Origin of the sequence: Streptomyces sp. NPDC060209 (assembly GCF_042728155.1) — a bacterium.
Taxonomy (GTDB): Bacteria; Actinomycetota; Actinomycetes; order Streptomycetales; family Streptomycetaceae; genus Streptomyces.
Genome location: NZ_JBHWZS010000257.1, coordinates 1 through 12,168, shown reverse-complemented (window position 1 = coordinate 12,168; position 12,168 = coordinate 1). Strand labels below are relative to the sequence as shown.

9 protein-coding genes are annotated in these 12,168 nt (G+C 70.2%); 7 read left to right on the top strand and 2 right to left on the bottom strand.

Annotated elements, in window-relative coordinates; all coding sequences use genetic code 11:
* Nucleotides 1-411: 411 nt before the first annotated feature.
* Both ACFWFI_RS33375 and ACFWFI_RS33370 read left to right on the top strand, forming a co-directional pair.
* The gene (locus tag ACFWFI_RS33375; protein WP_387397650.1) at nt 412-1,122 is read left to right on the top strand and encodes a ribonuclease HII; all 711 of its coding nucleotides are present in this window, start codon (nt 412-414) and stop codon (nt 1,120-1,122) included.
* 58 nt (nt 1,123-1,180) lie between these two features.
* Complete coding sequence (locus tag ACFWFI_RS33370) at nt 1,181-1,864, top strand: hypothetical protein (RefSeq protein ID WP_387397648.1); 684 nt, start codon at nt 1,181-1,183, stop codon at nt 1,862-1,864.
* A gap of 57 nt (nt 1,865-1,921) precedes the next feature.
* Here the strand turns inward: ACFWFI_RS33370 and ACFWFI_RS33365 are convergent, their stop codons facing one another.
* Together ACFWFI_RS33365 and ACFWFI_RS33360 are read right to left on the bottom strand one after the other, a co-directional pair.
* Nucleotides 1,922-2,554 carry a hypothetical protein gene (locus ACFWFI_RS33365; RefSeq protein WP_387397646.1) on the bottom strand — a complete coding sequence of 211 codons (633 nt, stop codon included), beginning with the start codon at nt 2,552-2,554 and terminating at the stop codon, nt 1,922-1,924.
* A 217-nt stretch (nt 2,555-2,771) separates the two neighbouring features.
* Nucleotides 2,772-4,943, bottom strand: coding sequence for a RecQ family ATP-dependent DNA helicase (locus ACFWFI_RS33360; protein WP_387397643.1), 2,172 nt, complete (start codon nt 4,941-4,943; stop codon nt 2,772-2,774).
* A 110-nt stretch (nt 4,944-5,053) separates the two neighbouring features.
* On the opposite strand from ACFWFI_RS33360, the gene ACFWFI_RS33355 reads away from it, so the two are divergent.
* From ACFWFI_RS33355 to ACFWFI_RS33335, 5 genes are all read left to right on the top strand, one after another.
* Entirely contained in the window at nt 5,054-6,400 is a 1,347-nt protein-coding gene (locus tag ACFWFI_RS33355) for a DUF4192 domain-containing protein (protein ID WP_387397640.1), read from the top strand.
* A 134-nt stretch (nt 6,401-6,534) separates the two neighbouring features.
* Entirely contained in the window at nt 6,535-7,299 is a 765-nt protein-coding gene (locus ACFWFI_RS33350; protein ID WP_387397637.1) for an NUDIX hydrolase, read from the top strand.
* A gap of 146 nt (nt 7,300-7,445) precedes the next feature.
* A complete protein-coding gene (locus ACFWFI_RS33345; RefSeq protein WP_387397634.1) occupies nt 7,446-9,206 on the top strand; it encodes an ABC transporter ATP-binding protein in 1,761 nt (586 codons plus the stop codon).
* Nucleotides 9,207-9,387: 181 nt separating this feature from the next.
* Entirely contained in the window at nt 9,388-10,254 is an 867-nt protein-coding gene (locus ACFWFI_RS33340) for a FadR/GntR family transcriptional regulator (protein WP_387397653.1), read from the top strand.
* Nucleotides 10,255-10,578: 324 nt separating this feature from the next.
* Entirely contained in the window at nt 10,579-12,126 is a 1,548-nt protein-coding gene (locus ACFWFI_RS33335; RefSeq protein ID WP_387397631.1) for an RNA polymerase sigma factor, read from the top strand.
* Nucleotides 12,127-12,168: the final 42 nt, after the last annotated feature.

Genomic DNA, 12,168 nt, shown 5'->3' with positions numbered 1-12,168 from the left:
GGGCCACTTCCCGGAGGAGTGGCCCGCACGTCCCGTCCGGTCCGCGTGCCGGACCGGACGTCCTCGCGCTCGCGGGCCGGACGCCCCGGAAACCCCGGACACACCGAAGCCACGAACGCCCTCTTGCGCCAGGGGCGTTCGAGTAGCGTGCTCGTGCCGGGTCGGTGACACGTCGACGCCCCGTGGCTCCGTGGCGCGCGGCCTGCGGACGACCGCCCGGGCTCCGCGCGAGTGGGCCCAGGGCCGGGACGAGCCCGTGAGTCGGTGTTCGTGCCTGCGATGCGAATGCCGGGGGAGTGCTTCCGGAGGGCGGTTCCGTGTGTTCCGAACATGGCCGGACACGTGCCGGACCGCTGGACCGTGCCCCCGGGGTGTTCTTGCCGTGCCCATCGGCGTAACCTGGCAGGCGCCATGCCGTACGAACCACCCACGCACACCGTCGAGCGCTCACTGCGCGCTACATCCGGTGCCAGGACCGTCGCCGGTGTCGATGAGGTCGGACGCGGAGCGTGGGCCGGCCCCGTCACCGTGTGCGCGGCCGTCACCGGTCTCCGTAGACCCCCTGAGGGCCTCACCGACTCCAAGCTGATCAGTCCCAAGCGCCGGGCGGAACTCGCCCCGATGCTCGAGAAGTGGGTCACGGCCTACGGGCTGGGGCATGCGTCACCACTGGAGATCGACGACCTCGGCATGACCGCGGCGCTCCGTCTCGCGGCCGTCAGGGCGCTGGACTCCTTGCCCGTCCGGCCGGATGCAGTGATCCTCGACGGCAAGCACGACTACCTCGGACCGCCCTGGAACGTCCGTACCGTGATCAAGGGCGACCAGTCCTGCATCGCCGTCGCTGCGGCTTCGGTGATCGCCAAGGTCCGCCGGGACACGATGATGGCCGAACTGGGTGCGGACACGGGGCAGTACGCAGACTTCGCCTTCGGCGCGAACGCCGGTTATCCGTCACCGGTACACCGGGCCGCACTGGAGGAGCGGGGGCCTACGCCTCACCATCGCCTCAGCTGGGCCTACCTCGACGCGCTGCCCAAGTGGCAGCACCTGAAGAAGGTCCGATTCTCCGCCGAGGCGGCGGCACTGGAAAGCGGGGGCCAGCTCGGCTTCGACTTCTGATCGCGCAGGCGCACCCATTCGCCGACGCCCTCGCGTCGGCTGTGACAGACAACCATTCATGCCTCTCATCCCCGAGGAGCCTCAGATTCCCGAGAGCGCCCAGGGTCCCCGCGTTACTCCGGCCGCCGGCCGCACCGCGCCGACCCCCCGTCCCGTACCCGGCCCGCGTTCCGCGGCCACACCGCGTCCCGGAAACCCGGGCCGCGGCCCCGTGCGGCCCGCGCCCCCGGCGCAGCGCCCGCACCCCACATCCGTCTCTCCTGCTGCACCGGCTCCCGCTGCATCGGCTTCTGCTGCACCGGCTCCCGCTGTACCGGCTCCCGCTGGGCAGAAGCTGACGGAAGAGCCTTCCGCGGCACAGTTCCAGCTGATTCCGGCTCCGGCGGGCGGTGCGATCGACGCTGCCGACGAGGCCGTCGACCTGCTGCTCGATTCCGGACGGGCGCCTGGAGACATCCTCGTGCTCACCACCGGTGAGCAGCACCCCTGGGCCTCTCACGAGCTCTCCTTCGGGGAGGCGACGTACTGGGCCCAGCACGACGCGGGTGACGACGTCTTCTTCGCCCACGTGGCGAACGCCGACCGCTGCGCCTCCCGTTCCGTTGTCGTTGTCGCGGTCAACGGCGACCTCGACGAAACGGCTGCCCGTGCGCTCTCCGGCGTGCGGGAGCGCGCCGGAGCGCTGCTGATCCTGTGCGGGGACCCGCAGAAGATCAACTCCGCACTGGGTGCGGGAGTCTGAGCCGTAAGTCCGTGGGTCCCGGCCGTCCGTGAGGACGTCCGGGGCCCACGCCCCGTTCTATCGGGCGGCGGTCCGTCGCAGTGCCTCGGCCGCCCCGCCCCCGGTGCGCAGCGGAACGGGATCATGGTCGGTGGAGGTGTCCGCCAGGGCCGACGGCCTGGACAGCAGCGTCGGGCTGCGGCCGCCCCGGCCCTCACCGAGGACCTGCCATCCTCCACGCGTCAGGGTGATGTAGGCCCCGCAGCGAAGGCCGTGCAACGTGCAGGCGTCCCTCAGCCCCCACATCCACGCACCGTCCTCCTCCGTCCAACGCTCGTCGCCTTCGCGGCAGTAGAGCAGGACCGCCGTACGCACCGGGGTACGGCGGCGCAGATCGTGCGGGATCACCCGGCGCAGATGTGCCAGCAGGGCGTTGCGGAACTCCCAGCCGTCCACCGCCACGGTGGACCGCCGAGGGAACGAAGCGCTGGCCGTGAGCCGTTCCTCGTGATCGAGGACGGCGACGACCGCGGTGGCCGGAGTCGGCCTGTGCCGCGCGTGGAGGCCGCTGACGACCTCGCGCGGACTGCGGAGCAGAGGTATGCCTGCCGCGGCCCACTCGGCCGGTTCGAGCATCCTGGCAACGTGGTTGACGGAGCCCGCGGATGCCGACAGTGAAGTGGCTGCGGACGGAGCGAATCCGAAGGTCACGGTCCTCCCTTCGCTACGCGCCCACGGTGCGGGCAGGGTCGAGTGAGGGCGCGCCGCGGCACAGCCCTTTCGGGCCCGCGAAAAGACCGTGCGGGGAGCGACTCCAATTCTTCCTGTCGTATCGGCAGGCGGCAACGAGCAATTGGCGCGGCTGACTGGTATCTGACGGAATGACACGGATATCCCTGCCCGTTTCGGCGACGAACGAAGCCCTTCGTCAGGCCTGGACTGCGAGGACCAGCGGAAACACCCCCTCCGCTCCCGCGCGTCGGAGCAGTCGTGCCGCGACGGCCAGCGTCCACCCGGTGTCGGAGAGATCGTCCACGAGCAGGACGGGCCCTCCCGCGGCAGCGAGTGCCTCCGCCAGCGCGGGCTCCACGACGAGGGTCTCGTGCAGCGTCTTCACCCGCTGCGCGCTGTTGGTCTGCGAGATCCGCAGGTCCTCGCTGCCCGGAGCGTAGGTGACCGCACCGAGCAGGGGCATCTGTCCGACCTCGGCGATATGGCTGCCGAGGGAGTGGACCAACTGCGGCCTCCGGCGTGAGGCGACCGTGACGACACCGACCGGCCGGGGAGCCGCACCCGGAGCCCCGGATGCCCAGCCGCCGGGCCCCTTCGCCCAGTCGGTGATGACCGTGACCACCGCGCTCGACACGTCGTCGGGGACGCGCGTGTCCTGCGCCTGCGCCGCGAGCAGCGGACGGAGCCTGTTGCCCCAGCCGATGTCCGAGAGCCTGCCGAGGGCCCGGCCGGGAAGGGCCAGCTCGCCCGCCGGGATGCGGCCCTTGAGGTCGACGCCCACCGCGGAGAGCCCGGTGGGCCACATCTTGCGCGGGTCCACGTCCACACCCGGCCTGCCGAGCTCACCACGAGCCCCGTCGAGGGCGGCCGTGGAGACCTTGTCGTCGAAGCGTGCGCCCGCGCAGTTGTCGCAGCGTCCGCACGCGGTGGCCTCCTCGTCGTCCAGCTGGCGCCGGAGGAACTCCATGCGGCATCCCGTTCCGGACGCGTAGTCACGCATGGACTGCTGCTCGGCGGCACGCTGCCGGGCGACCCAGGCGTAGCGCTCGGAGTCGTAGACCCATGGTTCGCCGGTGGAGATCCAGCCGCCCTTGACCCGCTTCACCGCACCGTCGACGTCCAGAACCTTGAGCATCGTCTCGAGGCGGGTGCGCCGCAGGTCGACCAGAGGCTCCATGGCGGGCAGCGACAGGGGGCGGCCGGCCTGGGCGAGGACATCAAGAGTCCGGCGGACCTGCTCCTCCGGAGGGAAGGCGACCGAGGCGAAGTACTGCCAGATGGCTTCGTCCTCCTTGCCCGGGAGCAGCAGGACCTCGGCGTGCTCGACCCCACGTCCCGCACGTCCGACCTGCTGGTAGTAGGCGATGGGCGAGGAAGGAGAGCCCACGTGCACGACGAAGCCGAGGTCGGGCTTGTCGAACCCCATGCCGAGCGCGGACGTGGCCACCAGGGCCTTGACCCGGTTGGCCAGGAGATCGTCCTCGGCCTGCTGCCGGTCGGCGTTCTCCGTCCGGCCGGTGTACGACGCGACCGGGTGCCCGCACTGGCGGAGGTAGGCGGTGATCTCCTCGGCGGCCGCGACCGTGAGCGTGTAGATGATGCCCGAGCCCGGCAGCTCCCCGAGATGGTCGCCCAGCCAGGCCAGACGGTGTGCGGCATTGGGCAGTTGCAACACCCCGAGGCTGAGGCTCTCCCGGTCCAGCGGTCCTCGCAGCACCAGCGCGTCCGTGTTGGCCCCCGTGCCGAGCTGCTCCGCGACGTCCGCGGTAACACGGGCATTGGCGGTGGCCGTCGTGGCGAGCACGGGAACGCCCGCAGGAAGGTCGGCGAGCATGGTCCGCAGCCGTCGGTAATCCGGACGGAAATCATGGCCCCAGTCGGAGATGCAGTGCGCCTCGTCGACCACCAGCAGACCTGTCGCGGCGGCAAGGCGAGGCAGCACCTGGTCCCGGAAGTCGGGGTTGTTGAGCCGCTCCGGACTGACCAGCAGGACATCCACCTCGCCCGCCGCCACCTCGGCCTGGACGGTGTCCCATTCCTCGGTGTTGGAGGAGTTGATCGTGCGGGCGCTGATACCGGCCCTGGCAGCCGCCGCCACCTGGTTGCGCATCAGGGCGAGCAGGGGTGAGACGATCACCGTCGGCCCGCTGCCCTGAGCGCGCAGCAGCGACGTCGCCACGAAATACACCGCGGACTTGCCCCATCCCGTCCGCTGGACGACCAGGGCTCGGCGCCTGTCGGCGACGAGGGCCTCGATGGCCCTCCACTGGTCCTCGCGCAGCCGGGCGGCGCCGGTGGTGTCCCCGACCAGTCGGGCGAGTACGGAATCGGCCGAGGCCCTGAGCTCTGCGCGGTCTGCGTTGGTCATGCCCCCATGCAACCCGATGCCTACGACAAACCGCGAACGGTGGCCGGCGCCTGTGGACAAAGTTATCCACAGGGGTCGCGGAAATCGGCGCCCCGCGGGACGGTCATGCCATGAACAAGCACGACGAAACCACCGGACCGTCCGACGCCCAGCAGATCACCCTGCGCGGTCCCGCCGAACTTGCCGACGCCCTTCCGTACCTGATGGGATTCCATCCGAACGACAGCGTGGTCATGGTGGCCCTGCACGGCGGCCGGGGCCGCTTCGGCGGCCGGCTCAGGCTGGGCATCCCCCGTGAGCCGGAGGAGTGGGCGCCGGTCGCCGACCAGCTGGCGCAATCCCTGATCGCCGGAAGCGAGAGGCGCGATTCCCGCCCTGACGCGATCGTCGTCTTCCTCTGCCAGGACCCGGCCGAGGGGGAGAGCGCTCCACAGGTCATGGAGCGGCTGAGGCCGCTCGCGCAGCGCCTGCGTACGGCCTGCGGGGCGCTCGACGTTCCCGTACTCGAAGCGCTCTGCATCTCCGACGGCCGCTACTGGTCCTACTGCTGCCCCGACGACCGCTGCTGTCCGGCAGAGGGCAATCCGCTGGCGCTCCCGGGCACCACGGTGATGGCGGCCGCAGCCGCGTATGCCGGTGTTCAGGTTCGCGGGTCGCTGAGGGACATGGAGGCGCGGCTCATGCCGTGGGAATCCGCGGCGGCACAGGAGCAGGAGCGGGCTCTGGACTCAGCGGGTGCCGTGCTGGTGTCCCGCATCCTCGACGCCGACGGGCGCGGCGAGGTGGCGGCGGAGACCCTGACGCTCGCGCGTGACCTCATGGAACGCCTCGGGAACGCGCCTGCCGCAGGCTCCGCCGACGCGGACAGCGGTGATGACGGTCTGATCGCACCCTACGAGGCGGCGGCTGTGATTCTCGGTCTCCAGGACCGCGAGACCAGGGACCGGGCCGCCGAGTGGATGGAAGGCCGCGAGGCCGGAGCGGCTCTGCGGCTTTGGCGTGCTCTCGCCCGCCGGTGCGTCGGCCCGTACGTGGAGCACGCCGCGGCCCCGCTCACGCTGGCCGCCTGGGTCTCGTGGTCCACCGGCGACGAGGCCGGCGCCAGGGTGGCTCTGGGGCTCGCCCTGAGGGCAGACCCTGATTACACCTTCGCTCAACTGCTGCACCAGGCGTGCAATCAAGGCCTGGACCCGGAAACGCTGCGTCGCTGTCTCCGCGGGGAGCGCGTCCTGCGCGACGGACAGGGAAGCGACAACGCCTCTCGGCGGCACAGCGGAAGGAGTGCGGAGCGCAGGACCGGGTCGCGGCCCGCGCGCACTCCGGCAGGGAAGCGGAAAGGCGGGGCGGCGAACCGGCCGTCACCGGGCGCTGCCTCCCGTCCTGGCTCGACCGTGAGCCGGGGCCGGGCCCGTGACACCCGGCGGCTGGGCCGGCGCGGAGCCAGGAGCCGCGATTGACGGACTGCGTTCCCAGGGACGGACGAAGTCCCTCGCCGGGCAGACCGCGGCCGGAGGGAGTGAGCCGGGGAAGGGCGCGGAACCGGTGTCGCGAAGGGAGTGTTTATCGTCAGGAAGACGACTATGATTTCGGCATGCCGCCCTACGACCCGTCGACCTTCCCGCCCTTCGCTGTCACCGTCGACCTGGTCGTCCTCACGGTGCGACGACACGCGCTCTGTGCGTTGGTGGTGCGCCGTGGTGAATCGCCCTTCCAGGGGCGGTGGGCGCTACCGGGCGGATTCGTCCGAGCCGATGAGGATCTCGGTGCGGCGGCAGCGCGTGAACTCGTCGAGGAGACCGGGCTCTGCGCACACGACCCGGCCGCCCCCGCCGTCGGGAACGGCGCCCATCTCGAACAACTGGCCACTTACGGTGACCCGGCGCGTGACCCTCGCATGAGGGTCGTCAGTGTCGCCCACCTCGCGCTGGCACCTGACCTCCCCGCCCCGCGGGCCGGCGGTGACGCGAACAGTGCCCGCTGGGCCTCGGTCGAGGACCTGCTCGGGCCGGGTGGTGGCTTCGGTCGAGAGGGCGAGCAGTCCGCGCCCCTGGCCTTCGACCACGCGAGGATCCTCGACGACGGGGTGGAACGCGCCCGGTCGAAGATCGAATACTCCTCGCTGGCCACGGCGTTCTGTCCGCCCGAGTTCACCGTCGGCGAGCTGCGGAGGGTGTACGAGGCGGTGTGGGGCGTAGTTCTGGACCCCCGCAATTTCCATCGCAAGGTCACGGGCACGCCCGGCTTCCTGGTCCCGTCCGGAGGGACGACCACGCGGCAGGGCGGCCGCCCCGCGCAACTGTTCCGGGCCGGTGCGGCGACCGTGCTCAACCCTCCGATGCTGAGGCCGGAAGTCTGACCGGGTCCGGCTCCGCAGGCTCACAACACGCGAACCTGCGGAACGCCCGCAGAAGCACCGGTGCACCAAAAGTCTGAAATGTCGCGTTATCTTGCTGGGGTACTCCACCCTGCCGCCGGGCGGTCTCACCCTCCGCGAGAGAAGCGATGCTCCAGGCCATCGGACTCACCAGTACCCCCCGCCGCGACGGTCCGCCCGTCGTGGACGATCTGACCTTCGAAGCGCAGCCCGGAAGCGTCACCGCTCTGCTCGGTGCTCCTGGCTCCGGCAAGTCCACAGCCCTCCGTCTGATGCTCGAACTCGAAGCGGGGAGGGGCGTCACCTACTTCAATGGCCGCCCGCTGCACCGCATCGGTCATCCCGCCCGCGAGGTCGGGGTGCTGCTCGGAGACGTACCGGGGCATCCGGCGCGCACGGCGCGCGGTCAGCTCCGCATGCTCTGTGCCGCAGCAGGTGTTCCCGCGTCGCGAGCCGACGAACTGCTCGAGGTCGTCGGTCTCTCGGGGCTGGGGGACCAGCGCATCGGAACCCTCTCGGCAGGTATGGACCGGCGGCTCGGCCTTGCCTCGGCGATGCTCGGCGATCCCCATACGCTCGTTCTCGACGAACCGACCGAGGGACTCTCGCCGCGTGAGCGGAGCTGGCTCCACGGCCTGCTCCGCGCGCACGCGGCCGAGGGTGGCACGGTCCTGCATACGACCGGCGACCCCAAGGAGGCGGCCCGGGCGGCCGACCGCGTGGTCACCATCGACGAGGGGCGTCTCGTCGCTGACCAGGACGTCGCCGACTTCTCCCGTACCCGCCTGCGGCCCCGGGTCGCCGTGCGGACGCCGCACGCGGCCCGGCTGGCCGCCGTGGTGAGCCGTGAGGCCCGGGCTGCCCGGCGCTCCGTCGAAGTGGTGGCCGAGGACGGCAGCAGGCTGTCGGTTTACGGCAGCAGTTGCGCGGAGGTCGGGGACGCGGCGTACCGGCACGGTGTCCCCGTTCACCAACTCGCCGACGAGACCGGGGACGCGGGCCCGGTGGCCGTTCCTGTCCGAGATCCGGGCGGCGGTCCGATGAGGGCTGTCCTGCCGGGGCCCGCCTCGGCCGTGGCGATCTCGGAGTTGCCCCCTCCGATCCCCGTGCGCCCGGCCCGTGGTCCGCTCCGGCCCCTGCGGTACGAACTGCGCCGGCTCTTCGGCGTCAGGACAACCGTCCTGATCATGGCGGCCGTTCTGGCCGTCTCCGCGGGTCTGTCCGTGCTGCTGGCCCGCTCCGGGAGGACTTCTCTGCCGGATCTGCTGGTCGCCTGGCCGGACCTGCTGCCACTTCCACCTGTCGCTTTCGCCGCCGGGCTGCTGGGTGCCCTCTCCTTCGGCGACGAGTTCCGCTACCCGGCGCTCGCCGCCGGGCGGGGGACGGTGCCGCGCCGTCTCGGTCTCCTGGTGGCCAAGCTGGTGGTCTCGGCGGGCGTTGCGCTGCTGCTCGCCCTCCTCGCCGTACTGGCGAACGCCGAAGCTCTGCGCCTTGTGTACGGCGGGGACTTGGTGGCAGTACCGGCGAACGCCCCGCAGCTTGCCGCAAGTTGGGCCGGACTGTCAGTCGGGTGCGCCTGGGCGGGGCTGCTCGGTGCCGGTGTGTTCCGGCTGACCGGTGCCGGCGTCGCGGCCGTACTGGCGGTTCCGGTTCTTGTCGTACCGCTGATGCAGAAGCTCCTCGCGGGACCGTCCGCCCGTTCGATCGGCGGACTACCGAGCCGGCTGCGCGAACTCGGCTGGCTGCAGTGGCCGTACGAGACGGACCGGTGGGCCATGGCCGCCGTACGGGTCGTCGCCCAGCCCGTGGGGCTGGCGCTTTCCTTGTCGTTGTCTGCATTGATCTGCGCGTATGTGTTCACCGGCCTTCGAGGTAGAGCTCGTTGGTGACCACATCGACCGGGCTCGATGCCGCCTTACGGGCAACTTGCCTGGAAAGATGTGATTTCTACCGATAACGCGTCAATTGAGAGGCGGGTACCGATCACCCTTTCGTGTGCTTTTCAGCAAAGACCTCAAGGGCTGGCTGAGCCGCGCCGACAAAGGATGCGTGAGTACCCTTGCGCACACCATGATGACCGCCGCCCGCTCCGCCGACTCCGGCCTCGCCGGCCCGGGCGAACTCGACCGCTACCCGTACACGGAGGCGCCGGCCGGCGAGCGCGCCGCCCTCCGTTCCTGGGGCGGCGCCGAATCCGATCTGGGGCGGGCGAGCCGGCGAGGCACGGCCAGCCGCGGCCGTGGACTTCACGGCCAACTTGTCCAGCAGCTGGGCCAGATGATTGTTTCCGGTGACCTCGGTGCCGACCGTCCGCTGGTTCCGGAGGAGATCGGCCAGCGATTCGAGGTCTCCCGCACCGTTGTGAGGGAGTCCCTGCGGGTTCTCGAAGCCAAGGGCCTGGTCAGCGCCCGGCCCAATGTGGGCACGCGGGTCAGGCCGGTGAGTGACTGGAATCTGCTGGACCCCGACATCATCGAATGGCGTGCCTTCGGCCCGCAGCGTGATGACCAGCGCCGCGAACTGGAGGACCTCCGGTGGACCATCGAGCCCCTTGCCGCCCGGCTGGCCGCCGGTCACGGGCGCGAGGACATTCAGCAGCGCCTCGGCGACATGATCGAGATCATGGGGCACGCGATGGGGCAGGGGGACGCCATCACGTTCTCCCGGGCCGACGCGGAGTTCCATGCCCTGCTGATCCAGGCGGCGGGCAACCGCATGCTCGAACACCTCTCCGGGATCGTGTCGGCGGCCCTGCATGTTTCCGGTGGACCCGTCACCGGCTGTGACCGGCCGGCCGAGGCGTCCCTCGGACACCATGCGCGGATCGTGGAGGCTCTCGCGGCGGGTGACTCCGCAGGTGCCGAAGCCGCCATGCGGCAGCTGCTCGTCGGCCACACCGACGGGGACCGGGTGGTTCCCGCGCCTCGCGAGCACTGAGCGCCGTAAGACCGGGGTATACGGAGCGTGTGCCGCCGGACCCGAGCGGTTCGGCGGCATGATTACACGTAGATGTGACCTCTGGTTCTGTTTGTCGCGAATGAGGTGTGACTGGGGCCACGCGAATTGGGCGTAACACTCCTCGAAACAGTGCGATGACTTAAGAGGTGACCGCCGCGGAAGGAATACAGCAGCCACGTAGTGCGCTGTGCAGTTCTGAGGCCAAGCCCGCGCCGTCGGCAACATCCCCAGCCGACGGTCGTCGGTTCCAGCCCTCTCCAGGGCCGGGCCGGAAGCCGTTTCCATCGTTCCGAGAGGTTGTTCGTGTCGGCCAGCACATCCCGTACGCTCCCGCCGGAGATCGCCGAGTCCGAGTCTGTGATGGCGCTCATCGAGCGGGGAAAGGCTGATGGGCAGATCGCCGGCGATGACGTGCGTCGGGCCTTCGAGGCTGACCAGATTCCGCCAACCCAGTGGAAGAATGTTCTGCGCAGCCTCAACCAGATCCTCGAGGAAGAGGGTGTGACGCTGATGGTCAGTGCCGCGGAGTCGCCTAAGCGCGCCCGCAAGAGCGTCGCAGCGAAGAGCCCGGTCAAGCGCACCGCCACCAAGACTGTCGCGGCCAAGACAACCGTGACGCGGACCGTCGCGGCATCTGCCGCCCCTGCGGCCCAGAGCGCGGACGTGGCGGCCGACGACGCTGCCGTTGCCGCTCCTGCGAAGAAGACGGCAGCCAAGAAGACGGTTGCCAAGAAGACCGCCGCGAAGAAGACAGCGGTCAAGAAGACCGCCGCGAAGAAGTCCGGCAAGCAGGACGACGAGCTGCTCGACGGCGACGAGGCGGTCGAGGAAGTAAAGGCCGGCAAGGGTGAGGAAGAGGAGGGCGAGGGCGAGAACAAGGGCTTCGTCCTCTCCGACGACGACGAGGACGACGCACCTGCGCAGCAGGTCGCCGTCGCCGGCGCCACGGCCGACCCGGTCAAGGACTACCTGAAGCAGATCGGCAAGGTCCCCCTCCTCAATGCCGAGCAGGAGGTCGAGCTCGCCAAGCGCATCGAGGCCGGCCTCTTCGCCGAGGACAAGCTCGCGAACTCCGACAAGCTCGCGCCGAAGCTCAAGCGCGAGCTGGAGATCATCGCCGAGGACGGCCGCCGTGCCAAGAACCACCTGCTGGAGGCCAACCTCCGTCTCGTGGTCTCGCTGGCCAAGCGCTACACCGGCCGCGGCATGCTCTTCCTGGACCTCATCCAGGAGGGCAACCTCGGTCTGATCCGTGCGGTCGAGAAGTTCGACTACACCAAGGGCTACAAGTTCTCCACGTACGCCACGTGGTGGATCCGCCAGGCGATCACCCGCGCCATGGCCGACCAGGCCCGCACCATCCGTATCCCGGTGCACATGGTCGAGGTCATCAACAAGCTCGCGCGCGTGCAGCGCCAGATGCTCCAGGACCTGGGCCGTGAGCCCACCCCGGAGGAGCTGGCCAAGGAACTCGACATGACCCCCGAGAAGGTCATCGAGGTCCAGAAGTACGGCCGTGAGCCGATTTCTCTCCACACCCCGCTGGGTGAGGACGGTGACAGTGAGTTCGGAGACCTGATCGAGGACTCCGAGGCCGTCGTGCCCGCGGACGCGGTGAGCTTCACGCTGCTCCAGGAGCAGCTGCACTCCGTGCTCGACACGCTCTCCGAGCGTGAGGCGGGTGTGGTCTCGATGCGTTTCGGTCTCACCGACGGCCAGCCGAAGACCCTGGACGAGATCGGCAAGGTCTACGGGGTGACGCGTGAGCGCATCCGTCAGATCGAATCCAAGACGATGTCGAAGCTGCGCCACCCGTCGCGTTCGCAGGTGCTGCGCGACTACCTCGACTAGATCGCCTGCACGGACATGGGCCGGGCCCGGAACCTGAAGAGG

Excerpts from the sequence above, each read along its gene's own strand:
- ACFWFI_RS33345 (WP_387397634.1), top strand. The coding sequence starts at position 7,446 with ATGCTCCAGGCCATCGGACTCACCAGTACCCCCCGCCGCGACGGTCCG.
- ACFWFI_RS33360 (WP_387397643.1), bottom strand. The coding sequence starts at position 4,943 with ATGACCAACGCAGACCGCGCAGAGCTCAGGGCCTCGGCCGATTCCGTA.
- ACFWFI_RS33350 (WP_387397637.1), top strand. The coding sequence starts at position 6,535 with ATGCCGCCCTACGACCCGTCGACCTTCCCGCCCTTCGCTGTCACCGTC.
- ACFWFI_RS33370 (WP_387397648.1), top strand. The coding sequence starts at position 1,181 with ATGCCTCTCATCCCCGAGGAGCCTCAGATTCCCGAGAGCGCCCAGGGT.
- ACFWFI_RS33340 (WP_387397653.1), top strand. The coding sequence starts at position 9,388 with ATGATGACCGCCGCCCGCTCCGCCGACTCCGGCCTCGCCGGCCCGGGC.
- ACFWFI_RS33375 (WP_387397650.1), top strand. The coding sequence starts at position 412 with ATGCCGTACGAACCACCCACGCACACCGTCGAGCGCTCACTGCGCGCT.
- ACFWFI_RS33355 (WP_387397640.1), top strand. The coding sequence starts at position 5,054 with ATGAACAAGCACGACGAAACCACCGGACCGTCCGACGCCCAGCAGATC.